The 24615-nt window shown below is 65.4% G+C and carries 18 protein-coding genes and 1 tRNA gene; 9 read left to right on the forward strand and 10 right to left on the reverse strand.

What is annotated here, in order from left to right:
- Positions 1-18: 18 nt before the first annotated feature.
- Both GXY47_15595 and GXY47_15600 read right to left on the reverse strand, forming a co-directional pair.
- On the reverse strand, positions 19-3354 hold the full coding sequence (locus tag GXY47_15595; protein ID NLV32566.1) for a UvrD-helicase domain-containing protein: 3336 nt from the start codon (positions 3352-3354) through the stop codon (positions 19-21).
- Positions 3354-6020 carry a hypothetical protein gene (locus tag GXY47_15600; protein NLV32567.1) on the reverse strand — a complete coding sequence of 889 codons (2667 nt, stop codon included), beginning with the start codon at positions 6018-6020 and terminating at the stop codon, positions 3354-3356. The genes GXY47_15595 and GXY47_15600 overlap by 1 nt, the downstream gene beginning before the upstream one ends.
- Positions 6021-6198: 178 nt before the next feature.
- Between GXY47_15600 and GXY47_15605 the strand changes: the two genes are divergently transcribed.
- The 3 genes from GXY47_15605 (at position 6199) to GXY47_15615 (ending at position 7361) form a co-directional block, all read left to right on the forward strand.
- Positions 6199-6444 (forward strand): type II toxin-antitoxin system prevent-host-death family antitoxin, encoded by a 246-nt coding sequence (locus GXY47_15605; GenBank protein ID NLV32568.1) that lies wholly within the window; start codon positions 6199-6201, stop codon positions 6442-6444.
- The gene (locus GXY47_15610; protein NLV32569.1) at positions 6441-6827 is read left to right on the forward strand and encodes a type II toxin-antitoxin system VapC family toxin; all 387 of its coding nucleotides are present in this window, start codon (positions 6441-6443) and stop codon (positions 6825-6827) included. The genes GXY47_15605 and GXY47_15610 overlap by 4 nt, the downstream gene beginning before the upstream one ends.
- Positions 6828-6935: 108 nt before the next feature.
- Positions 6936-7361, forward strand: coding sequence for a hypothetical protein (locus GXY47_15615; protein ID NLV32570.1), 426 nt, complete (start codon positions 6936-6938; stop codon positions 7359-7361).
- A 139-nt stretch (positions 7362-7500) separates the two neighbouring features.
- Here GXY47_15615 and GXY47_15620 read toward each other — a convergent pair whose 3' ends face one another.
- The 4 genes from GXY47_15620 to GXY47_15635 all read right to left on the reverse strand — a co-directional run bounded on the left by GXY47_15620 (position 7501) and on the right by GXY47_15635 (position 14631).
- Entirely contained in the window at positions 7501-9489 is a 1989-nt protein-coding gene (locus GXY47_15620; GenBank protein ID NLV32571.1) for an SUMF1/EgtB/PvdO family nonheme iron enzyme, read from the reverse strand.
- A 28-nt stretch (positions 9490-9517) separates the two neighbouring features.
- Positions 9518-10096, reverse strand: coding sequence for a hypothetical protein (locus GXY47_15625; protein ID NLV32572.1), 579 nt, complete (start codon positions 10094-10096; stop codon positions 9518-9520).
- A 557-nt stretch (positions 10097-10653) separates the two neighbouring features.
- The gene (locus GXY47_15630; protein NLV32573.1) at positions 10654-12639 is read right to left on the reverse strand and encodes a hypothetical protein; all 1986 of its coding nucleotides are present in this window, start codon (positions 12637-12639) and stop codon (positions 10654-10656) included.
- 84 nt (positions 12640-12723) lie between these two features.
- Positions 12724-14631, reverse strand: a complete 1908-nt coding sequence (locus GXY47_15635; GenBank protein NLV32574.1) for a prolyl oligopeptidase family serine peptidase — start codon at positions 14629-14631, stop codon at positions 12724-12726.
- 823 nt (positions 14632-15454) lie between these two features.
- Here GXY47_15635 and GXY47_15640 point away from each other — a divergent pair.
- Both GXY47_15640 and GXY47_15645 read left to right on the forward strand, forming a co-directional pair.
- Positions 15455-16114 (forward strand): hypothetical protein, encoded by a 660-nt coding sequence (locus GXY47_15640; GenBank protein ID NLV32575.1) that lies wholly within the window; start codon positions 15455-15457, stop codon positions 16112-16114.
- Positions 16107-16973, forward strand: coding sequence for a nucleotidyl transferase AbiEii/AbiGii toxin family protein (locus tag GXY47_15645; GenBank protein NLV32576.1), 867 nt, complete (start codon positions 16107-16109; stop codon positions 16971-16973). The genes GXY47_15640 and GXY47_15645 overlap by 8 nt, the downstream gene beginning before the upstream one ends.
- A gap of 138 nt (positions 16974-17111) precedes the next feature.
- On the opposite strand, the gene GXY47_15650 is transcribed toward GXY47_15645, so the two are convergent.
- The 3 genes from GXY47_15650 to GXY47_15660 form a co-directional block, all read right to left on the reverse strand.
- A tRNA-Ala gene (locus tag GXY47_15650) sits at positions 17112-17187 on the reverse strand.
- A 162-nt stretch (positions 17188-17349) separates the two neighbouring features.
- Positions 17350-18252, reverse strand: coding sequence for an RluA family pseudouridine synthase (locus GXY47_15655; GenBank protein NLV32577.1), 903 nt, complete (start codon positions 18250-18252; stop codon positions 17350-17352).
- Positions 18249-18575: a hypothetical protein gene (locus tag GXY47_15660; protein ID NLV32578.1), complete on the reverse strand. Its 327-nt coding sequence runs from the start codon at positions 18573-18575 to the stop codon at positions 18249-18251. The genes GXY47_15655 and GXY47_15660 overlap by 4 nt, the downstream gene beginning before the upstream one ends.
- Positions 18576-18683: 108 nt before the next feature.
- On the opposite strand from GXY47_15660, the gene GXY47_15665 reads away from it, so the two are divergent.
- Complete coding sequence (locus GXY47_15665; GenBank protein NLV32579.1) at positions 18684-19199, forward strand: hypothetical protein; 516 nt, start codon at positions 18684-18686, stop codon at positions 19197-19199.
- A 10-nt stretch (positions 19200-19209) separates the two neighbouring features.
- On the opposite strand, the gene GXY47_15670 is transcribed toward GXY47_15665, so the two are convergent.
- Positions 19210-20583 (reverse strand): radical SAM protein, encoded by a 1374-nt coding sequence (locus tag GXY47_15670; protein NLV32580.1) that lies wholly within the window; start codon positions 20581-20583, stop codon positions 19210-19212.
- 151 nt (positions 20584-20734) lie between these two features.
- Between GXY47_15670 and GXY47_15675 the strand changes: the two genes are divergently transcribed.
- The 3 genes from GXY47_15675 (at position 20735) to GXY47_15685 (ending at position 24532) form a co-directional block, all read left to right on the forward strand.
- A complete protein-coding gene (locus GXY47_15675) occupies positions 20735-21136 on the forward strand; it encodes a hypothetical protein (GenBank protein NLV32581.1) in 402 nt (133 codons plus the stop codon).
- A gap of 249 nt (positions 21137-21385) precedes the next feature.
- Positions 21386-22417, forward strand: coding sequence for a Gfo/Idh/MocA family oxidoreductase (locus GXY47_15680; protein ID NLV32582.1), 1032 nt, complete (start codon positions 21386-21388; stop codon positions 22415-22417).
- A 144-nt stretch (positions 22418-22561) separates the two neighbouring features.
- Positions 22562-24532, forward strand: coding sequence for a radical SAM protein (locus tag GXY47_15685; protein NLV32583.1), 1971 nt, complete (start codon positions 22562-22564; stop codon positions 24530-24532).
- Positions 24533-24615: the final 83 nt, after the last annotated feature.

Below are 24615 nucleotides of genomic sequence, written 5' to 3' on the forward strand. Positions count from 1 at the left end.
CCGACGGTCCGGTTCGCGCTATTCGACCTCGCGCCAGGCGCCCAGGAGGGGGAAGTAGAGGGCCGTGCGCACCGGCCGCTCCTCCAGCATCCCGAACAGCTTGCGGTATCTCTCGAGTTGACCGCGGTAGCGGGCGCACTCGTTGTCGAGGAACGCGTCGACGCCCGCCCCTTCGTGCAGGCTGGATTTGTAGTCGACGACCCACCGCGTGCCCCGCTCGTCGACGAAGGTCCGGTCGATCCGCGCGCCGACCACCCGCCCCTCGACGACGCCGCTGAGGGCGTATTCGCACGCCGCCAGCCCGTGCGGCCCGAGCAGCCACCTCCCGCGCTCGTCCCCGAGCGCCCCCGCCAGCGCGGCGGCCACCCGGTCCGCCGCCGCCGCGCATTCCTCCCGGGGCACCCCCAGGGAGGCGAGGGCGGAGCGAAACGACGGCACGCGCCCCCTGACCGTGTCCTCCGTCCACGCTCCCCCCTCGGCGATCTGTCTGAGCGCCTGGTGCACGACGGTGCCGACGTGCCGCAGCGTGTCCCCGACCCAGTGGAAGCTCACCCGGCCCTCCCCGGCCTCCCCCGGCTCCGCGGCCGTTCCCTCGACCGCGGCCGGAAGGACCGGCAGGGCCCAGCCGGGCGCCAGGCGGCGGATCGGCCGGGGTACCCGCCCCGCCGGGGGCGGCGCCCCGCCGTCGACCTCGGCCGGGGCGTACCGCGCCGCCGCCTCCTCGAACGCCCCCCGCGCGGCCGGCCACAGGCAACCGAGGAGCGATCCCGAGGCCGGCTCCTTCAGTTCGATCCCGTCGTCCCCCTCCTTGAACCCGGCATGCCCGAGCAGGTGGAGTTCCGACCGGGCCCGGGTGGCGGCGACATAGAGCAGGCGCCCCGTCTCGTGGGCCGACTTCAATCCTTCGATCCGCCTGAGGTAATCGTAGGTCCTGTCGCGTTCGGCGCCGGCGGCGCCGGGCGAAGCCAACAGCAGGTCGGCCTCGGCATCGGCGAGGCGGGGGCGCTCGAGCCACAGCATCAGGCGCGCTTCGTCATGGTTCGGCGGCCGGCCGAGGCCCGGCACGACGACCACGTCGAACTCGAGGCCCTTGGCCTTGTGGATGGTCAGGATCTCGAGGAGGTCGTCCGCCCCGGGATCGGGCCGGGCGTAGAGCTCCCCGATACGCTGCTCGAACCGCTCCATGTCGAGCGTGCCGCCGTCGTCCATCTCCTCGAGGAGGTCGAAAAACACCCCGGCGTTCTCGATATCTTCCGGCTTCGAGGCGCATGCCGGCCCCCCGAGCGCGAGCCACGTCCCCTCGACCCGGGCGCGCAGCGACGCCGACCGCATCCCCCGCGCCCTCTCGAGCGCCGCGGTGACGCGCGCGAGCCGCGAGCGTCCTTCGGCGCCGAGCGCCGCCGTCACGCCTTCGTCGCGCGAGAGGTCCCGGACCGCCGCCTGGAGATCGTTCCCCGCGACGGCGCAGAGTTCCCCAAGCGTCATCCCGCACCACGGGGCGCGCAGCACGGCGAGCCACGCGATGCGGTCGGCCGGGTGGATCAGCGCCCGCGTCAGCGCGGCGAGGTCCCCGATGACGCTCATGAGCGCCAGCGGCTCGATCTCCACGGCCCGGAACCCTACCCCGGCGGCCTCGAGTGCCGGGAGGATCGACGCCAGGTGGGAGCGGGAGCGGACCAGGATCGCGGCCTTGTCCCCCCGGTCCCGGGCCGACCGGACGATTTCCACCACCCGGGCGGCCTCCCCTTCGTCGTCTCGCCCGATGAAGGGATGCAGGGTGACGGCGGGCCCCTCCCCCGCCCCGCGCACCGCCGCCGAGGGGCTGAACGGTATCGCGCCGGTGGGGATCTCCTCCTCCTCCGGCATGACGCCGGGGAAGGTGTCGTTCACCCACCCGACCACGCCCGCGGCCGACCGGAAATTGGCCTCGAGCGTGATCGGCTCCATCGGGACGGAGCCGATCCCGTCCCGGCGGGTCTTGAGAAAAAGCCCCACTTCCGCCTCGCGGAAGCGGTAGATCGACTGCATCGGGTCCCCCACGGCGAAGACCGTCCGCCCGTCGCCCGGCCGCCACCCGGCCGTCAGCGCCGCCAGGAGCGCGTGCTGGCTGACGGAGGTGTCCTGGAACTCGTCGACCAGGATATGCTCGACGCGCTGATCGGGGCCGGCGCCGGACGAGCCTTCCAGCGACCTGCGGGCGGCGATCGCGACCTCGACGAAATCGGCCGCCCCCCGCGCGCGGAAGATGCCGTCGAGGTGGCCGACCGCGACCGGCAGCAGCTTCACGACCGATGACAGGATCCGCCACTGCTCCTCCGAAAAACGCCGGTCGGGGAGGTGACGGAGCTCGTCCAGGGCCCGGCGCGCCGCCTCGCTCGCCGAAAGGGTCTCGATCAATCCGCCGCAGCGCTCTTTCAGCGGCTTGTCCGTCGAGGGGAACCCGTTCGCGACGGTCAGGCTCTTTCTCCAGGCCCCCCCCTTCGTGAGCAGGATGTCGGCCATCCCGAGCCAGGCGTCGAGACGGTCCGCGCCGGGGGGTCCGGCCAGGCCGACGCACGCCAGGGCGGCTCCCTCCCTCCCCGCCTCCTCGAGGTGGAGTCCCGCCTCGGCCGCGATCGCGGCCATCTCCACGGCCCACCGGTCCGGGACCGCCCCGCGGACGGCGGCGACGGCGTCGAGCGCCACGTTTTCCAGCGAACGCTCCAGCGCCGCCCGGCTCTTTTCCGGTTCGGCCGCGTCGATGTGGCGCAGCCACTGGTCCCGCCGCGCGAGCATGCCGACGAGCAGGCGCTCGAGGGCCTGGCGATCGTTGTCCACGTGACGGAGCAGGATGGCGACCTCTTCCCCGCACCGGCCCCCTTCGAGAAGATCGAGCGTCGCCCGCGCCGCTTCCCGGTACAGCTCGCGGGCATCCTCGACCACGGAGGGCGCGCCCCCCATGCGGGAGAGCCACGGCAGCCGCCTCACGACCGAGGCGCAGAGGGCGTCGATCGTCTGGATCCCGAGCCGCCCGGGATTGTGCTCGAGCCGCCATCCCCGCGCCTCGCTGTTGGCGCGCACCCGCCGGGCCAGCTCCCAGGTGAGGGCCCGGTGCCCCTGGTCGGGGCGTTCCCCGGCGGCCGCGGCGAGGGCATCCATGACGCGCCGGCCCATTTCGCCCGCGGCCTTGCGGGTGAAGGTGATCGCGCTCACGGCCTCGGGCCGCTCCACCAGGCCCAGCAGCGTCAGGTACCGCTGGATCAGGAGTTCCGTCTTTCCCGACCCCGCGGGAGATTGCACGATGAACGAGCGGGACGGGTCGAGCGCGCGCCTTCTCTGAGCGCTGTCGGGGCTTTCGGTTTCGGGATTGGCCATCAGTCCTCCTCCCCCTCATCCCCCGCGCCGGCGACCGGGCATTCGGAAACGCGGCAAAGGGTACCCAGGGGGCAGTAACGGCAGGTCCGGTCGCCGTCCCTGGGGTCCACCTCCGCCCTCCCCTCCCGGAATTCCCCGCCGATCCTGGCGAGGACCGCGCGCCACCGCTCGACCTTCGCGCCGAGATCGACCCGCTCGCAGCCCGGGAGGGTCACGTCGTCGTCGACCAGCCCGATAAAGCGCAGGTCCCCCGCCCTGACCCGGGCATAGAGCACCCCGGCCAGCGGCTTCCCGTGGATGGTGCCGTAAAGCGGCAGCTGAGGTTCCTCCGGCCGGTCCGACTCCCAGGACCGGGGGGTGGTGATCCCGGTCTTGTAATCGACGATCATCTCGCGTCCGTCGGCCAGCCGGTCCACCCGGTCGATCTTGACCCGGAAGCGGACGCCCCCCGTCTCGGCGTACTTCTCCTCTTCCGGCTCGATGACTTCGAAACTCTCCCGCTCCCGGTCGACCTCGAGCCAGTCCGCGGCCAGGCGCCGCAGCCGCTGCCGCTCCAGGGCGGCGAACCTCGCGGGAAGCGGGTGCCCCCGTTCGTGCTCGAACCGCCCGATCGCGCCGTCGGCCGAGCGGGCGACGACCTCGTCGATATCCGGGCGGGAACAGAGCGCCGCGTGGGTTTTCAGCTCCCTCCAGGTTTCCTCGAGCACGGCGTGCACCAGGGTGCCCCGCGCCGCGGGGTCCAGCCCGGGGAGCGGGGACTCGAGCTTCTCCGCCCCCAGCCGGAGTTCGGCAAAGGCGCGGAACGGGCACGCGGACTGGAGCTGAAACACCCGCGTCCCCCCCCGCTGCCGGGCCTGTTCCCCGAGCGGGGGCGCCGTTTCGTCGACGAGGGTTTCGATGACGCGCGAAGCGCGGATGACCTCTTCGGCCGACGGGCCCGCCCACCGCTCGATTTCTTCCGGGGCGGCGCGCCGCACCCCCGCGACGAGCGGGCTGGGCCCGAGTTCGCGGTCCCCTTCCCGCAGGGGATGGGAGAAGACCGGGTCGGCCGCGCTCCCGAGGAGGCGCCGGGTGATCCGCACCGCGAATTCCAGCTCCCGCTCGGGAGAGCAGCGCGGCATCCCCTTTTCCTTCTGCAGCCCGATCGGGAGGAACGGGTTCGGGTTGGCCGGCCCCGGCCAGGACCCGTCATGCAGCCCGGCGACCCAGAGGTGTTCGAAGGAAAGGCCGGAAGCCTCGAGCAGGCCGAGGACCTGCACCGGCGCCCCTTCCGTTTCGGGCTGGAACATGAGGCTTCCGGCCATGCGCCCGAGCATGGCGACGGCCTCCCCCCGCGCCATCGCCTCCCCGGTCAGGCCGGTGGAAGCGAAATCGGACAGGAGCCCGCTCCAGGCATCGAGCGCCTGGAACTCGAGGCTGTCCAGGGGCCGCTCCCCCGGCCACCCGAAGGCCTCGAGCAGCGAGGAGAACGCCCGACTCCATTCGTCGGCGGTCCGCGGCGACGCCGAGGCGCCGCACGCCTCGAGCCATTTCCGCAGCAGGCGCTCCAGCACCGCGCACCCCGCACCCTCCCGGCGGCAGAGGGCCGGCAGGCTCGAACCGGCGATCAGGAAGTCCCCCCGGCGGCGGAGGCGCCGGTCGAGCGCCGCCCGCGCGCCCTGTTCCCGGTCGGCCCCCTCGAGGTATGGGTTGCGGAGCAGCCCGCTGATGTCGCTCCACGCGTTGTCGCCCGGGGTCAGGCCCAGGAGGGCGAGCGCGCTCCGGACGAGGGGCCAGGATGAAAGCGGGCGGCCGGCCGAAAGGTTGAACGACGACGGCCGGGCGTCCCCCTCGATGAGGGCCGCGGGCTCCAGGACGCCGCGAAAGACGCGCTCCACCCGGTCCCGGCGTCCGGCGAGGCCGTGGACGACCACTCCGATCCTCCCCGCCGCCCCCCTTTCCAGCAGCGCCCGCGCCCAGCGCGCGGCCGCCTCGAGCTCCCGGTCGGGGTCGGGAAAGGGGACGAGCACGGCTCCGGCGCCCGGCCCGGCCGGCTCCACGGCGGTCCGGGTGACGGTGCAGCCGGAGGCGGCCAGCGCGCTCAGAAAGTCGAGCTGCTGCGGCGGGTAGTCGTCGAAACCGGCGAGCAGGACCGCGGCGGGAAGGCGCAGCCGCCCGATCCCCTTCTTCACCTCGTCGGCCAGCCGCGCCCGGTCGAGCCACCCCTCCTCCCTGCAGAGAGCGGCGAAGCGGCCGGCCCAGCCGGCGAAGGCGCGCGCGTCCTCGTTCCCCGCGCGCCGGATCGCGGCCATATCGAGGCGCCATTCGTGTGCCAGGCGCCACGCCTCCCGCGCGGTTTCGGCCGTGCCGTGGGGCTCGAGCAGCCCGTCGGCCCCGGCGGAGGCGCGCACGACCCGTTCCCAGAGCGCCTGCTCCTGCCAGCCCCCCAGGACCACCGGCGCGTCGCTTCCGGCCAGGAGCCGCTGCCCCCACAGCTCCTCCACCCATTCGGGCCAGGTCACGATCCGCGGCGACTCCCACGCCCCCCGCCCCGCCGCCTGCTGCGCCGAGGCGTACTCCCGCCCGAGCGTGCGCGCCAGCCGCCGCGTCGCCGTGATCACCGTCTCCCCCCGCTCGAGCGCGCCCAGCAGTTGTTTCAGCATCCAGAGCCCCTCGAACCCTCCCATTTCGCTTCCCGCCCGATCCTATCGGCCGGCAGTGACATCCGGGGTCCCTCGCCGTTCCATTGTATGTTCCCGCGCGAGGGTGCCCAACTGCTTTTTCAGGGGATGGAGCCTTCTTTAATGCGCTATCGGGCGAAAAATGCTAAACTAAGTCCGATAAACTAAGTTTATTGGGGGCTCTATGCTGACAATCAACATCCATGAGGCAAAAACCAACCTTTCGCGCCTGATTGAGAGGGCCGTCAAAGGGGAGCCCTTCATCATTGCCAAGGCAGGCAAACCCCTCGTGAAGGTCACGCGGATCGAGGCTGCTGCCGAGAAACCTAAAAAACGGTTAGGCTTCATGATCGGCCAGATTTCGGTGCCGGACGATTTTGACCGGATGGGCGACAATGAAATCGATCGGCTTTTTGAGGGCGAAGCATGAAACTGCTGATCGACACCCCTTTGCTGCTGTGGGCCGCCGGTGCTCCCGATCGGCTGTCGGCGGTGGCGCGTTCCTTGATCGAAGAATCGGAAAATGATCTCTTTTTCAGCGCCGCCGGCCTCTGGGAGATCGCGATCAAGCGAAACCTCGGAAGGAACGATTTTCATGTCGATGCCAGGGTATTGCGCCGGAGTCTGTTGGACAACGGATACCGGGAACTGCCGATTACGAGCGAGCACGCGGTGGCTGTGGACACTCTGCCACCGATCCACAAGGATCCCTTCGACCGGATCCTTGTGGCTCAGGCAACGGTTGAAGGCATAACCTTGCTGACATCGGATTCTGTCGTCGCGCAATACCCGGGGCCGGTGCGCCTCGTTTGAACCACGGCAATCCTGGCGATAATACCTGTGAGCGGGCAACGAATTCGGTGGCAGGCTGGTTCGCCAACGAAACTTTCGCGAACCATGAAGCGAGCAAGGAGGGGGACGATGCGGGCTTTGGGAATCATTGTGATGCTCGGCGCGGTCATGGCCGCAAGCTGCTCGCGCGGGCAGACGGACGAGCCGCCCGCCGCTGCGGTGAGCGACGCCCGGACCTACGTCGTCCGCGGCGAGGTGATCTCCCTGCCGCAGGCGGGCAAGCCCGGGACGCAGTTCCTCGTCAAGCACGAGCCGATCGACGACTTCCGCGGCGCCGACGGCCGGATCGTGGGCATGAACACGATGGGCATGCCGTTCACCCCCGGCAAGGGCGTATCGTTGGAAGCGATAGAGCCGGGAGACAAGATTGAGCTCACGTGGGTCATGCAGTGGCGACCGGAAGCAAGGGAATACGTGGAGTCGGTGCGGAAACTGCCGGCGAATACGCCGCTCAGGTTTGGCAAGGCGCACCCGCCGGCGGCATCCTCCAGGTAAAAGGGGATGTCCCACACCCTTCCCTGTATTCGGCCATGACCATCGACTCAGAGCGGAGGCCTGGCGGGGAGAAAACTGTCGCCGGTCCATGATCGGACGGCCTTCCCCGGCGCAGGCCTCAACGCCGCCCCCTTTGCCTTCACCTTTTTTCGACCGCTCTCGCCACCGCGCTTCTGGCCACCCGCAGCCCGGCAAAGTCATATTGAAGATGCCGTGCAAAATACTGCCGTGCGGCGGTGCGGCAGTATCTGGCAGGAAAAGACCCCGCGCCTCCCCGGAGCACGATCAGTTCGGCGGCATCGGCATGCGTTTCCCTGCCATCCACGCCCGAATACGGATAGGGCCGGTACATGGAACTGGTGAACTCCCAGGCGTTGCCCGCCATTTCATGGATCCCGAAGGGATTGGGGGGGAAGCTCCCGACTGGGTATAGGGCCTGCTGCGAGCCGCCGTTTTTATCACGGAAGGCCGCACTGCCTCTGTCCAGGCTCCCACCTGATGTCGGATAGGGATGCTGTTTGCCCCCGGAGGCGGCATATTCCCACTCCGCCTCGGTGGGCATCCGAAGCCCTGCCCAGATGCAGTACTTCACGCCGTCCCTCCAAGTCAACCCGACGACAGGGTAGTCCGGCCGAGAATAGGCCGGATCGCTCCAGAAAAGCGGCTCGCGCTGTCCGGGGTTGGCCTTCAGGAATTCCGAATATTGAGCGTTGGTGATCTCATATTTCCCCAACCAGAAACCCTCAACCGCCTGGCGATGGCGCGGACGTTCGTCCTCGTTTCCCTCGTCCGAACCCATCAGGAAATCTCCTCCCGGAATCCAGACCAGCACCGACCCGTCGATGGGATTGGTGTACGCATCTCCGGGAGCGGGCCCGACCTTCGGGGTTCCGGACGCCCCCCCCGGTCCGGGGCCATCCCCGGCGTCGGCCCCGCCCGCTCCGTCGGCCGGATCTTCCTCCGGACGCTCAGGCATGAGCCCCCGATCCCTGGCCGCACTCCAATTCCGGGCGACCGCCCAGCCGTCGTTGTTGACCACCCCTCCCCCCTGGTCCTTTTCCAGCAATCCGCAGAATCTCAGATTCTGCCCGTCCACCCTTGCCTGGAACAGAACACTGGCCCCCCAGGAATAAAAGGATTCGAGAGGCTCCGGTTCGTCCGAAGACCCGGCGCCCATGAAACCCGCCCTGAGATCACCCCCCCGGCGTTCGATGACAAGCGTGCCCCCCGAACCCCGGAACCCCGCTACATCGATACGCCATCTCCCGGCGAGATCCACGTGGTCCCGGACGGCGCGCCATTCGTATTCTTCCCATTTCTCCCCTCTTCTCACCCTTTGCGACCCGAGGATGTGGTCTCCCTCTACGATGCCCCTGCACTCTATGACGGCGATGGCATCATGGTCCGGAAGCGCTGCGCGGAAAACGATCTCCTTGCCCATCAACCGGCCTTCGTCTATCCGGGCCGTGGATCCTGTCGAAACCGTCAGGGCGCCGGCGAGCATCTGAAATTCCTGCCTCAGGAGAAGCCTGGCGGCTTCCGGCCCGTCGATGCCTCCGAGTTCGGTCTTCCAGGTTCCACCAGCCTGCGCAGGAATCCGCCATAGGAATATCCTCTGATTTCTCGCCTTGGGATGTTCGACAACCTTGTCCGCTTCCCACTCATCCATATGAAAGGCGTGAGACACCACACGCGCTCCCGGGGCCAACTCGCAAAACAGCTTCGGCCTCAATCGAAGATTGATCGGATCGAGAAGGTACAGGGTGACCACCGTGGCATCGTGAAGATCCGTTTGGAATATGTCGCCCTGTTCTATCTGTACGCGGTCGCCCAGGTCATCGAATTCGGCGTTTTCCCTGGCTTCCCGGACCCGCCTTGGATCCATATCCACACCACGGCCCCGCGCGCCGTACAATCTGGCCGCCGCCGTCACGATGCGTCCGTCGCCGCAGCCCAAGTCAACGACCCTGTCGCCCTCCCCTACCTCGGCCAGTTTCAGCATGACCGCGACCACTTCGGGGTGAGTGGGCTCGAAGGGCACATCGAGATCCGGCGCGAGCGATCTTTCGACCGCGGGACAGAGCGATAGCAGCAGCACGAGCGCTGCCAGGACGCAGACGCTCCTCATGGGCCTCCTCCCTCCCCGAAGGAAACCCCTAGGGCTTCCATCCCGAGCTGGCAAACCCCTTTTCCCGGTCACAAACCTGTCCGATCGCAACCCACGCACCACCTACATCCTGTTCCATGTACCCAAACAGCACATCGATGTAGACGGTCGTAGCCTCCGTAGCGCGAACGGAGGTCTGCTTTTTCAAAAACCCGGGCCCGTTCGTGGTGCTCAGACTGATATCGCGGTCGCTGTCAGCTGACGAGACAAACGAGGAAAGACCTTCGCATGGAGCGACCTCGTTATTTTCCCCATGATAGTAATGGAGGGTCACATCCGCACAGGCCAGGGTGAGCCTCGTCCCCGCCGGCTTGGAGATCCTGAGGGTGGCGATGCCGAGCCGATACTTGTCCTTCTTGTCGGCGTTGATCCGCATCCATCGAGTCCCGTCCCTGACCTCGTCGACGAACACCAGACCCGTCAACTCGGCTTTGATGCCTTGCTGGAAATCGAGTACCAGCGGCGCCTCCCGCCCCGATTGCCCCAAACACACCGTTGAAAGAACAACCATGGATAGAGCCGTGAAAAAAACATGTTTCAGCGGCGCTGGAATGCCTTTTCCCTTCATCTCGGACCCTCCTCATGGATGCAGTTGTTGGACTTCGCCGCTTGCGCGGATTGCCGCCTCCCGCCCGATGGTCCCAGCTCAGGGCTCGGCCGGGCGCCCCGGATCATTCGGTCGTGGATTCAGCGCATGCACCGCCCGGATGAAACGAATAGGTTTCATCCTTTTAAACGTCCCGGAATCGACAAGGAATCGCGTGATTGTTTTCTGATATTTCTATAGATCTATTAACCACTTTTCCCCATTCTTATGCAATATCATTTTTAAAAGGCGAACTCCCCTGCCTTTTGCGGGTTCCAGAGGATGGGGATCTGGACGGCGTTTCGCCAAACCGTTCACCCTGATCGATTGAATCGGCGGGTCCGGACCGGCGTATCCGGCCCAATGCGGTGCACGTTCGGAAGGTAACGTCTCGCTGATTTGCCCGTATCGCCGAAAACCGGCCATGGGGCAGGAATCATCGCAAGTCCCCAACGTTTCGATATTACGGGCCAGGCCGAACCGTATGGATACGGGGCATTAGGGGCTGAAGGAACTCGCAGCGGAGCAAAGCCCTCGTTTCATTCAGGCGTATAGAGCCATTTCCCCGTTTTGGATTCGCGGGCGAAATGCTTCATGAAGTTCCAGGCGATCTCGCCGTAGTTGGGATACAGCGCGTGCGTCAGGTTCTCGGTGCACGACAGGCCCAGGATCGGGATCCCCTCGTCATTCTTGAAGGACCACAGAAAGGTGCGCCACTCCCCGGCCAGCGTGGTCACCTCCATCCGGTCTGCCGGATACCCGACCAGGGGATGGGCCGAAAAATCGCGGACATCCGCCAGCTGGACCCGGTTCACCCGGGCAAAGTCGCGCAGCAGCTTGAGGGTATTGTCCGTCAGCCGGCCTTCCTCCTGCTGGAAGCCCAGATCGAAGGTCGATGTCAGAATCATGACAGGCATTCCAATCTCCCGCAGCCGCGCATCCTCTTCCGGGGTACTGAAATAAAACATGTCGTCGTGCATGCCCGCCATGGGAACGGCAGCCGCGATCTTTTCCATGCCGCCGTATATGGCCCGGTAGGTGGCGCCGCCGCCGAGGGAATATCCGGTGGCGTATACCCGGGAAGCATCCAGCGCCGGATATTTTTCCAGCACGTGCGCGATCAGCCGCGGCAACGCCTGGACCAGGACCCCCTCGGAGACCGGCACTCCCATGGCGACCCGTGCCCCCTCATGAACGACGACCAGTTCTTCCTCGAAAGGAGCGATCACGGCCGCCTTTTCCCGTCCGGCGACCTCCAGAAGCCCGATTTCATCGACGAACATCAGGGGATCGTCCCCCGTTCCGTGCAGCGCCAGGATCACGGGAACGCTCCCCCTGGGCGCCGTCCCATCCAGGACGTCCTGCGGGATGCATTCATACCAGCTCTGCAGATACTGATCGTACTGGGTCTTCAGGTCGCCGAAAATCTCCTCCTGGCGCAGGGAGACATGAAGCCGGCCCCTGGCCGTGACGCCATCGACGATGGCGTTCCGAGGGCAGAGCGCATAGCGGCTGATTGCGGGCGCCGCGACGTAGTCGAGGTAGGGCGGGGTGTTCACAGCCTCCTGCGCCAGCGAGCGGATCACGGACACCCGCTGGGCCTCGAGGAAAAGGTCGTGGAAGGCATCCGCAACGTGGGTGGAAAGCTCCGGCCGCGGATCCCTGGCCGCCATCACCCGCCGCAGCGGCACCAGCCGGTTGTAGAACACCTCAACGCCCTCTTCCACGCGGTAGGCGTCCGTCCCGTTGACCCTGCGGTACCGCTCCACGGCCGTCGGCGGGCCGTTGAGAAGGTAGGCGGGCACATAGGTGCCGACCTTCACCGACGCGTCCATTTCGCCCCCGATCAGCATCAGGCCGGAACAGAGGCCGACGAGGTCTTTCCGCGGCGCGATCCGATTGTTGATGAAAGTCGCGCCGCCATCGATGCCGATGAAATACACCTTGCCGTAGGCGCCGCAGTACTCCGCGTCGGAGTAGTAAAGGATTCCTTCATTCGTGCGCTGAGAGGCGTTCTGCGTGAAGAGGACGCCGTGCAGGGTGTCATAGTTCTCGAGATCCGTCCTGGTAAAGCCCGCGCCGGGCTCGGCCGGCGTGACGAGAATGACGCTTCCCGTCACCGAATCGATTTGCCGGATCAATCCCAATTCCGTCAAGAAGCCGAGCGCCTCGTCCTTCCCCTGGAAGCGGCGTTCGCAAAAAACCACCACGGCCGTATTGTTCCGGGCGGCCGTCCGTCCCCCGTAGAGATTGGCCGAACGGTACACATACACGCTTCCCGCAGGGAAGGTTTCCAGGGCGGGATGCGGCGCGAATCGCTTTTCCCCGTTTCCGTACAGGGACGCCACCGCTCGCGGCCCGCTCTGACGCGCCTCTTCGAGAAGCTCGAACGTCGCCCCGTTGTTTTGACGGTTGCGGTAGTTCATGTAGGAGTATGGGGCCTCGGCCCCCGTCAGGCTGAACGTACCCGCCGCCAGGAGAATTGCGGCAAACAGTGCGCTCTGTCCGGCGACCGATCTACTCATGCCAACTCTCTCTTTCTGCAGCGGCGCCGCCGCCGTCAAACAGGTACCGGTCGGAAAAAGCGGTTCCCGAACCGCTCCCGTGCCTTAATCCACAAAAGCGTTGTATACGATTCCGCCGGTTTCCGGGTTTCGCGAGTAGTGCTTCGCGAAGTTCCAGAAGATGCCGGCGTACTCCTGGTAGAGGCCGTGGGGCAGAAATTCGGTGACGTTGAGCCCCACCATGGGGACGCCGTCGCCGTTGTGGATCGTCCAGGTATGGGTGGCGTACTCGTTGTTCAGCATCACCCTCTCGTACGCGTCCCCCTTGAACCCGCTCATGGGATAGGCGGCGAAGTCGAACCGGACCGGGTCCATCCCGTTGTAGCCGAGGTACTGGTTGATCAACGTCGTATAGTCGAAAGTGATGGACTTCATGCCGAAATAGTAGTTCAGGCGCAGCGCGAGGGTGGCCTCGTCCATGTGGAAATCGTAGGTGGAGGTCGTGAAGAGAATCGGGATATCCGTGTCCGCATACTGTTTCGCCTGCTCCTCCGTCGCCAGGTAGGTCACCGCGCCCTGTGCAACGGCGGCGGCAAAGATCCTGGCGTTCCCGCCCAGCGCCGCCAGGGTGGCCCGGCCACCCATGGAGTAGCCGGTACAATACACCCGCGACGGGTCGAGCGCGGGGTAGGTATCCAGCATATACTGCACCAGTTTTGGCAAGACAGCGCTCAGGAGGTTTGTCACATTCGAATGGAAGGGGGCGACGACGGCGATCCGTTTTTCGCCTGCCAGGTGAACCAGGCCGATTTCATCGAGATACTGCAGGGGATCGTCCCCGCCGCCGTGATTGGCCAGGACGAGCGGAATCGAATGCCCTGGCGCCGTGTTGTTCTTTACCTCCTCGGGGAGCAGTTCGTACCAGGTATCCAGGTATTCGCCGGACGCCGACACCACATCCTTGAAACGGTCCTCCTGATGCTCGATGACATGGACCTTGTCCGCCGTCACCCCATCCGTGATGGCATTGCGCTTGCCCAGGGAGTAGGGCGCCGCGTTGAAGTTATAGTCCGCGTAGGGAGTGGACGCCGTATGGAGATTCGATTTGACCACGGGAACGCGCAGCGCCCTGGTGAAGAGCCGATCGTAGGCGTCCCGGACGATGGACGGGAGGTCCGGATCGTTCGCGGAAGCCACGATCACCCTCTGGAGCGGCTGCGCCTGATTGAAGCAGTACTCGAGCTCCCCCTGCCTGCCCCAGGCGTCCGCGCGGTTGCCCGCCCGGTATTTTCCGATGACGGCTTCGGGCGCGTTGACAAGATACACGGGGACAAAAGAAGCCACCTCGCGGATGCGTTCCATATTCCCGCCTACCAGAAGCAGGCCGGCGACGCGGGTGATATAGTCGAAGGTGCTGGAAATGTAGTTGTTGATGAACGTGGCCCCGCCGTCCAGGCCGATCAGGTAGCGATACGTCACGCCGCCGTACCAGGCGCTGTCGGCGTAATAGCTCAGCTTCCGTTCCACACGCCTGGAGTAACCGACATTGCACATGGCGGACTGCAGCTGGTAATAGGCGGTCTGGTCCGCAATGCCGAACCCCTTTTCCTTGTCGATGGGCGTCACCAGCACCACGCTGCCGAAGGCCTTCCCGATGATGCCGGTCAGGCCGAGCTCCTTCAGGAAGGCGAGCGCCGCATCCTTGCTTTCGAAGGACCGGTCCGTATAGACCAGGATGTTCGTGTTCATCCGTGCGGCCGCACTCAGGTCGGTGAACATCCTGGCCGAGCGGTACACGAAGGTGGTGCCGGCCGGATAGGTCTCGAGGGCGGGATCGGGCACATAGGTGCGGCCGGTCCATTTCGCAAGCAGGGCAGGGCCGTTGAGGCGGGCTTCCTCGAGGGTTTCAAAACTCGCATCGTTGCCGAAATGCTGTTGATAGTTCCTTGCCGTCGCGCTGCCGCAATAAAACAGAAAAAGAATGGAAAACAGGCACGCGATTCCAGGTTTCATTGTGCATTTCCTTTCAATCCGACCCGCCGACCCGAGGTCATCCGCGACATCCCCGACCGCCGATGAAGAAAGGGGACCGCGCCCCTTTGGGTGCGTATAACTGCTTGCGTCCAATAAAGTTGCATACCATCAAGGCGGCCTTTTGAAAACCCAATCTATCACGCAGCCGCCACCTTTCCGAACACATTTTCGCCGCCCCGTTACCGTGGTCCGGGAAGGACGTATTGGCGCTGGAACCATGCGGTCGCAAGGGTTCACGGGCGAAAAACGGCCGGAGGAACCCGCCCATATGTCGCATCCAACCGGCACGGGAACCGGGCCACTCTCGAAACGCTGGAAGAAACCCCCGTGAGCAGACCTGCAGCGGCCCCCTTGTACTTGATCTTCAGCCCGGCCAGCATGCCGCCTTCCATCGCAACCGCAAAGGGAACGTCGTTCCCGTCGATTTTCCCTTCGGTTATCCTGCCTTCGCCCCCCTGACGGCCCGGGGTCGTGCCAGTGAAGCGGTGTGCACCTCACTCATGGAGTTGGTCATTGCGCCCGGACATTCATCTCACAGAATGCTTCGGTACGATATAATCCTGACATGTCCAGTGTTACCGACGCTATTCCATAATGGCGCTCGATCAATACAAAAGGGGACGGCGATATCCTGACCCCCTGGGAGCCGGCCATCGAAGAGTTTCCCGGTCTGATGAACAAACGATTCTCAAGGATAGAATAAGAAGAGGCAGCCAAACAGATACGTCGTTATAGTCACAGTATGTCGATTGTTTGTCGACATACCATGTAGTTATATTCTATATTTGTCCGGGAGCGCGGCATCGTGATCGATGATCTGAGAAGACGAATCGCTGGAGAAGAGTTTGACTACCAGAATCTTCTGGATAGCCTGAAGGAGTACGAACGTCCCCGGGATAAAATCACCAGTCTCCTCCGGAAAAACTCGATTATCCGCGTGAAGAAGGGCATCTATATCTTCGGTCCGATGTATGCCCGACGTCCCTTTTCCCGGGAAATTCTGGCAAACATGATTTATGGCCCGTCTTGCATCTCGCTCGATTATGCCCTCCATTATCACGGCCTGATCCCGGAACGAGTTGAATCCATCACGTCAGTGACCACCGGCAGAAGCCGCCGTTTCGTCACCCCGGTCGGATTGTTTATTTATCACCGGATTGCGCCGCCTGCATTTCCTGTCGGTGTTGACCAGGTTCAGCTCGAAGGCGGCCGGGCGTTCCTGATGGCAGTCCCGGAGAAAGCCCTTGCAGATAAGATCCAGGACGATCGCGGAACCGGCATCCGCAACCAGGATGATATGCGCAAGTACCTGACGCAAAACCTGCGGATCGATGCCGAAAGCCTCGTAAAGCTGAGGGCCGATACCCTGGCAATCCTCGCCGAACGGTATGGATCACGCAAGTTGCGTTTGCTCCAAAAGGTTGTAGCGCGTCTCCAAAAAAGTGGAGTTTCCCATGAATGAAGCCGTAGCGCGTATGTTGGCACGATACGAACGCAGGAGAGCAGAAGACGATGTTAAAGTCCTGCGCGAGATCTTGCAGGAGATTGCGCTTCTTGGCCTGTGGCGAAGCCGCTTTTTCGAAAAAGCCGCATTTTATGGAGGCACGGCGCTGCGCATCCTCCATGGAATGGATCGTTATTCCGAAGACCTGGATTTTTCTTTGTTGAAGCCTGCGGCGGAATTCGATCTCTCCCGCTACTGCAATGCTCTCGAAAAGGAGATCCGCTCGTTCGGATTTGATGCAACCGTGACCGGCAAATCAAAGAGTGGTCAAAGTGCAATCCGGTCGGCATTTCTCAAGGCGGATACTTTGAAGCATCTCCTTGTCATCAATACCACTGAGGGTCTAACTGCGAGTATTCCACCCGGACAGGTTCTGAAATTAAAAATAGAAGTGGATACGGATCCTCCGCCCGGATTTGACACCGAGACGCGTTTCCTTTTGCAGCCTATTCCGTTTTCGGTCAGGGCATTCGCCCTTCCCGATATGTTTGCCGGCAAAATGCACGCAGCACTTTGCCGGAATTGGAAAAACCGCGTGAAGGGACGGGACTGGTATGACTTGGTCTGGTATGCAGCCAATCACCCGCAATTACATCTCAAACATCTTGAGCAACGGATGATTCAAAGCGGTCATCTGAAAAAAACGGAAAAGCTGACACCGGAAAAGTTATCCGTCATTGGGAAAGCCGTTGTTCAAAGATTGGATGTAAATCAGGCAAGAAAGGAAGTGGAACCCTTCGTAAAAGATCCCGAGACACTGACTGCCTGGTCCCGCGAATTCTTCCACGATGTCATGCGCCGAATTGTATTTACCTAGATGACATTTGTACTTTTCCTGGCTGTTCACACCGTGGCTGACCATAACCTCGTCGACGCATCATGACCGTTTGCCTCCCCCATGCTACCCCAGGATGATTTATTGATTGGATGAATATCGGTAAGTTATTGATTTTATTGGTGGAGCTGACGAGGATCGAACTCGTGACCTCCTGACTGCCAGTCAGGCACTCTCCCAGCTGAGCTACAGCCCCACTCTTTTCCTGCGGTGTCCGGCGTGGGCGGCGGGCGGCTCCGGACACGGGGTCCGGGGTGCTCGTAGTCCACGGTAGAAAAAGATAGGGGATTATGGGGAGGTTTGCAAGGGGAAACGCATGCCCGGGGAGGAGCGGGGTGTCGGGGGAGCGGGGGGGAAGTCAGCTTAGGCGGAGCAGGGGGGGCGGGGCGCAGGTGATTTCCACCCGGCGGGCGTCGGCGGGGTGGGGGAAGGCCAGGGTGAGGTGGTGGAGGTGGTAGCCGAGGTCGCCGGGGAGGGCGCGGCAGCCTTCGGGGGGGACGCCGCCGGGGGCGTAGAGGGGGTCGCCCACGAGCGGGTGGCCGGCCGCGGCCAGGTGGATGCGGATCTGGTGCGGGCGGCCGGTCGTGATCTCGACCTCTACCAGCGCGGCGCCCGCGCGGCGCTCGAGGACCCGGACCCGGCTGTGGGCCCGCTTCCCTGCCGGGTGCGCGGCATGGACCGAGCCGAGGAGCGCATGGGGGACGGGGCCGATCGGGACGTCGATATCGAATAGGTCCTCGGCGGGCTGGCCGGAGACCAGGGTGCGGTAAAGCTTCCGCGTGCGTCCTCCTCCCCATAGGGCGGAGACGCGGGCGAAGGCCTCCGTCGTCAGGGCGAAGAGCACCACCCCCGAGGTCCCCCGCCCCAGCCGGTGGAGCGGGTTCGCCCGGGGGAACTGCCGGCGCACCAGCGCCAGCAGGGTATGCTCCATGAAGAGGCCGCCCCCGGGCATCGTCGGGAGCCCCGCGGGCTTGGCCACCGCGAGAAGGTGCGGGTCCAGGTGGAGGATGGCGTAGTCGAGAGGCACCTCGGGCTCCTCCCACGGCGGGCGGGACCAGGTCAGCTCCCGCCCCGGCGCGAGGAGGGTGTCGATGGAGGCCGGGACGCCGTCGAGGAGCACCCTCCCCGCACCGATGCGGTCGAGCCACTTATCTTGAGCGGTTCCGGGATAGTGGCGCCCGAGATATTCGAGGAGGGGGACGCCGGCGGCTTCCGGGCCCAGGCTCCTGCGGAATGCGTACCCGCGGTTTTTGCCCCTCATGCCGGGGAGTGGATCCGGTGCTCCTTGAGCGCCAGGTAGATCGACTGCGCCAGGGTCGATTTCCGGAAACCCACGACCTTGGTGTTGCGCACCCCCAGGAGCTTCTCCAGTTCCGCGGAGGTGTAGCAGGCGACGACGGGGTAATGGCGGAAGTCCTCCAGGATTTCGTCGCGGCTGTTGGCGGAGAGGTCCTCGGTGACCAGCACGAAGTGGAGGCGCCCCCTGGCGCGCGCGATATTGTCCCGGCCGACCAGGAGAATGCGTGCGCGCACCGCGAAACCGAACAGGGTCTCCGGCGATGCCACGGCCTGATCTTTTGTCATGGCCCGATTGTACCATTGCGCGCCCGGAACCGCCGCACTCCTCGAGGCCGCCGGTCGGGGCCGCCGGTTGGGCTCGAAGTGCCCCGCGGAATCTGGCACAATCGGGAGATGAGGATCGAACTGCCCGAATACGCCCGAGTCGTCCGCGGCCTCCCCTGCGGCCTCCACCCATACAGTACGCTGCTGCCGCGGCTCGCGGAGAGCCCCGTGGCGCGCCGGATCGGGACCGCCGCCACCCCGCTCGGCCCGCTGCTCGAGCGGGCGCGCGTCGATATCCGGCAGGAGGAGGGGTTCTGCTTCGTCGATATCGAGCTGCCGGCCATCGCCCTGTTCGAGTCGTACTACCGCGACGGGAGCGGGCTCGACCTCTACCTCGACCTGGCGCACGAGCTGGCCCACCTGCGCCAGTTCTACGAGGGGAAGGACCTGTGGGACCGCGGCCTGCACTACGTCGACCGCCCCACGGAGATCGAGGGGTACGCCGTCGCCGTGGAAGAGGGGGTGCGGCTGGGGATGACGGAGGAGGAAGTGATGCGCCACCTGTCCAACCCATGGCTCAGCCCGGCCGAGGTCGCCCGGCTCCGCGCCAACGTGGAACGGTTTCTGTCCAACGGCCACCCCTGACGACGGTGCGTCAGCCCGCGTAGGTCCGCAGAATGTCCCAGAAGGCGCCGCGGCAACCCTTCCCGATCGCTTCGACGAGGCGCTCGTTGGAATCGTAGTTGTAGTTCCGCTTCGGCCTGGAGGGATCGAAAAACAGGAATTTCGGGTCGGCGCCGATGAGGGCGTCCAGCCGCTCGAAGACGGAACCGGCGATTTCGGGCTCCAGGAAGAATGCCGGCTCCACGCCGGCGTTCCACCCCAGCTGCGCCGCCAGCGGCGTCCCCGGGAAGACCCGCACGCCCAGGGAGACCCCCGCCAGGTCCGCCCCGGCCCGGCGGACCATCTCCACCGTCCGCTCGATCCCGCGAAGGGTTTCCCCCGGGGCGCCCAGGAGCAGGTCCACCATCACCGCCATCCCTTCCTCCCGGGCATTGCCGACCGCGTCGACGACGTCCGCGGGAACGTGGCCGCGCCCCAGCCTTTTCAGCATGGACCCGTCCCCGTGGTCGGCGCCGAAATCGATGCCGGCGCAGCCGGCCGCGCGCATCGCCCGGGCCAGCCCGCGCGAAAAGGGGACGGGGGAACAGTAGGCGTACCAGCGCAATCTCTCCCCCAGCCCGCGGCGCGCGATCTCCCGGCAGACGTCGAGGGCGTGGGTTTCGGAAAGGTTGAACTCCCCGTCGCAGGTGTGCAGGACGTCGATCCCCTGGCCGAGCAGGTGTTCGATTTCGTCGGCCACCGCTTCGGGGGGCCGGCGGCGCACCCGCCTCCCCTTGGCGACCGGGTCGGCGCAGTAGATGCAGCGGCCGGAACACCCCCGTTGGGTCTCGAATCCCGCCTGCCCCCCCTCCCGGAAATAGCGGCCGTTGTCGAGCCAGCGCCGCCGCATCCGGGGGAGCCGGTCGAGGCGGCCGAAGCGGGGGGGATTGCGCTTCCAGACCCCGTTCTCCGGCCAGACCAGGCCGGGGAGGCCCTCCACCGGCAGCTGCCGCTCGAGCCGGCGGGCCAGTTCCGGCAGGACGAATTCCCCTTCCCCCCAGATACCGTAATCGGCCCCGGTCAGTTCGAGGATCTTTCCGGGCATCACCGAAAACCCGACGCCCCCCAGCACGATCGGGGCGTCGCTCGCGCGCCGCACCGCCGCCACCATCCGCGCGAATCCGGGAAGGTGACTCCCGCGGTTCGGATAGGCGCAGTCGTCGGTGTTGCGCAGGGTCATTCCCACCAGGCCGCACTCTTCTTCAGCCAGGAATCGCCCGATGGCGGCCTCCGGATCCTCCTCCCAGCAAAGGTCGAGGAGGGATACCGCCTGCCCGGCCGCGTCGAGCGCCTCGGCGAGATAGTCCAGGGCGATCGGCGCCACCGGGGGTCGAAGGCGGTTGGTGTTGATGAGGCCTATGCGCATCTGCCGACTCTCCTTTGCGGCGCGGGAAGGGTTCCGCCGGAGGATCTTAAATGAATTTTGTTTCTCTGTAAAACCGGATCTGTTATCGTTGCCGCATCCGCCTCGACCGCCCCATGACGGGAGCGGCGGCGGATCGAGCGGCAGGCCCACCATGACTTTTCCGGACGGGAATCATCGCAGGCAGGGAAAGAACCCGCATGGGCGGCCGCACGGGCGGCCACCCGGCGCGGGCCCCCGCCACGCGCCCCACCACCCCCGGCGCCCTCATCAGCCCCACCCCGCGCCGCATCCCAACCAACTGCCCTACGGCCTGCCGGTCGATCCCGGGGAGAGCGAGGATTGGATCCACCCCGGCGGCACGGGGGAGGAGGCGGCCTATCTCAAGGGGTTGGTCGATTCGCACACCAAAGTCACCGTGGTCCTCACGGACGGGGAAAGATTCCGTGGCCACATCCGCTACTACGACCGGGACTGCTTCAGCATCGGGCTGTCGGCCCAGGGGCCCCGCCTCCTCGTGCGCAAGGAGCACGTCGCCTGCATCGTGGAAGACTAGATCAATCCAGCAAACCCAATTTTATCAATAATATGCCAAGACATTAGTCCGTGCGCGAAACGGTTTCGGGCCGCGGGATTTCCGTCCCGACCGGGCCATTTTGCCATAATGCCGGACGCCAGGATGCCGATATCAATGGGGAACCGCGCACGCAGACGACGGCAGTGGAAAAGCGAGGGCACCTTGCGGGCAGATGTTTTTAAGAAATGGGCTAAATCCTTTAAATTCGTGCTTGTAGGATGCGGTCGGATGGGCCACTGCTACGCCACGGTGATCCACAACCACCCGCACATGAGTCTCGAGGCCGTCATCGACCCCAATCCCGAGGCGGCGAAGGCGTTCCGGCATTCCTTCCGGTGCAAGTCCTACGGTTCGGTGGAGGACTGCCTGGCCGCCGGCCACCAGGCCGAGGGGGCGGTGATCTGCACCCCGCCGGCCAGCCACGCGGAGATCGCCACGCAACTGCTCGAGAACCGGACCCACACCCTGTGCGAACCGCCCCTGGCCCTCGACCCGGAGTCGGCCGAAAAGATGAAGGAGACGGCGCGCCGCTGCGCGGCCACCCTCATGATGGGTTCCAAATTCCGCTTCGTGGCCGACGTCATCCAGGCCAGGGGGCTGATCCAGGCCGGCATCCTCGGCCACGTGCTCGAATTCGAGGGGGATTTCCGCGAAACGGTCGACATGACCTCGCGATGGAACGTCCAACCCGAACTCAGCGGCGGGGGAGTGCTCATGGACAGCGGCCCCCTGGCCGTGGACGTCGTGCGCTACCTTTTCGGACCGATCCAGGCGATCCGGGCGGAGGAGGGGCGCCGCGTCCAGTCCAGGGAGGTGGAAGACACGGTCCGGCTGGAACTGAGCACCGAGCCGGGCATCCTCGGGACCCTGCACCTGAGCTGGGCGCTCAAGAACAACGGCGAGGACTATTTCCGCATCTACGGCACCCAGGGGAACATGTGCATCGGCTGGCGCAAATCGTTTTACCGCCCCACCGGGGCGGCCGACTGGATCCACTTCGGCGAGGGGTACAGCACCCAGAAAGCCCTCGGCCTGCAGCTGAGCCATTTCATGGATGTCGTCTCGGGCGAGGAGGTCCCGGAAATCACCGCCGAGGAGGAGCTCGCCTCCGTGCGCGTCATCGAGACCGCCTACAGGTCGCTGGCGACAGGCAGGCACATGCACATCGGCGCTGCGGACCCGGACGCGGCCCGCGCGCGCAAGCTCTCGTTGATCTCCTCGTCTGCGAAACCTTTCCCCACCTGGATTTTCAACCGCTGAACCCCGGCGGGGCGGGCGGCCCCAATGGCCCGCCGGGCGGGGTCCCTTTATGTAAAAGCTCTGTAAAAGGAGCCCCCGGGGCGTTGCGCATCCCTTTTCAGGACCCTAAAATCACCGGGTATAACCTTGAACAGGATGCAGCAGATGACCCGAAGTCTTTTCAGATCGGCCCGGCCCACGGGCAGGACCCTCCGCGTCGTCCTCATCAAGCCGTCGAAGTACGACGACGAGGGCTACGTCATCCGTCATTTCCGGGGGGTGCTGCCGAGCAACACCCTGGCCTGCCTGGCCAGCCTCACCCGCGACGTCGCCGAGCGGCGGTTGCTCGGGGACATGAACGTGGAGGTGGAGCTGCTGGACGACACCGTCGAGAAGATCCCCGTGCGCCGCATCATCCGGTCGCACCGCCCGCCCCGCACCCGGACCGTGATCGCCCTCGCCGGCGTGCAGTCCAACCAGTTTCCGCGGGCGGCCGACCTGGCCCGGAAATTCCGCGCCGGGGGGCTCGATGTCCTCATCGGCGGCTTCCATGTCAGCGGCATGCTGGCGATGCTCGAGGGGATCTCCCCCGAAATCCAGGAGTTGCTGGACCTCGGCGTGACCGTGGTGAAGGGGGAGGTGGAGGAGACGTGGGGGGACCTGCTCCGGGACGCGGCCGAGGACCGGCTGCGGCCGCTGTACGACTTCATGGACCGCAAGCCCGATCTTCACGACCGCCCCATCCCGATGATCCACGGGGACTACCTCAGGAAGTTCATCGTCTCCAATTTCGGGACCATCGACTGCAGCCGGGGCTGCCCCTTCAACTGCAGCTTCTGCTCCATCATCAGCGTCCAGGGGCGAAAGATGCGCGAGCGCTCCCCGGAGGCGCTGATCCGGACCCTGCGCGAAAACTACGCCCGGAGCCGGGTCAATTTTTATTTTTTCACCGACGACAATTTCGCCCGCAACGGCTACTGGCGCGAAATCTTCCTTGAGCTCATCCGGCTGCGGGAGGAGGAGCGGATCCCGATCGAGTTCATGATCCAGGTCGATACGCAGTCCTACCGCATCCCCGATTTCATCCCTCTGGCGGCCCGCGCCGGGTGCACCCAGGTATTCATCGGGATGGAGAGCATCAACCCCCGGAACCTCGAGGCCGTCGGAAAAACCCAGAACCACGTAGAGGACTACGCGCGGTTGATCGCCGCCTGGCACGAGGCCAGGGTGGCGACCCACGTCGCCTACATCTTCGGCTTCCCCTTCGACACCCCGGAATCGCTCCGCGCGGACGTGGCCCGGCTGCAGGACGAACTGCAGGTGGAGCAGGCGTCGTTCTTCATGCTGACCCCGATCCCGGGCTCCCAGGACCACGCGCGCATGGTGCAGAGCGGCGAGCCGATGCACCCCGACCTGAACGATTACGATTCGTTCCACGAAACGATCCGGCACCCGAACTTCCGCCCCGGGGAACTGGCGGCCTCCTACCGGGAAGCATGGAAGAATTTCTATTCCTTCGATTACATGCGCTCCGTGCTCCGCCGCGCCAACCCGGAGAATTACCGGAACATCTTCTTCGATTTCATCTGGTACCGGAACTCGGCCCTGATCGAGGGGGGGCACCCGATGCTGCACGGGTTTTTCCGGCTCAAGGACCGCCTCGACCGCCGTCCCGGGTGCGTCGTGGAGTCCCGGCGGCGCCATCTCCTCCGGCGCAGCCGCGAAATCCGCGCCACGCTCCGGAGCTGGCTGGCCCTGACGCTCGAAATGGAGGAACTCTGGCTGCAGACGCGCCAGCGCAGCGAGGCCGAACTGCGGCTGCTGGCCGAGATCGAGAACCTGCGCGGCCAGCTCAACCGCAACCTCCGCGCCGCCGAACTGCAGATCGCGCACATGCGCGCCCGGATGCAGTTTCCGGAGCTGCGGGTGCCCTCGCGCCTGGCGCTGGCGCTGCGCAACCTGAACTTCGGGATGGCCAAGCGCCTCACCTGTTCCCGTTCCGATCTCCGGCAATTCTGGCAGCGGGCCACCGCCAGGCCGCTCCGGCTGCTGGCCCGCCCGCACAGGGTGGTCCTCAATTTTCTGAAGGACGCGCAGCTCTTCTTCCTGTTCCTGAGGGAGCTCGCCCGGACCTGAAGCCCGGCCGGGCGCGCCCACCACAAAAAAGGGCGGCCGGTGACGGCCGCCCTTCTCCATTTCGTTTTTCCCCGCGCTGATGA

This window comes from Acidobacteriota bacterium (genome assembly GCA_012729555.1).
In the GTDB taxonomy this organism is placed as follows: domain Bacteria; phylum Acidobacteriota; class UBA6911; order UBA6911; family UBA6911; genus UBA6911.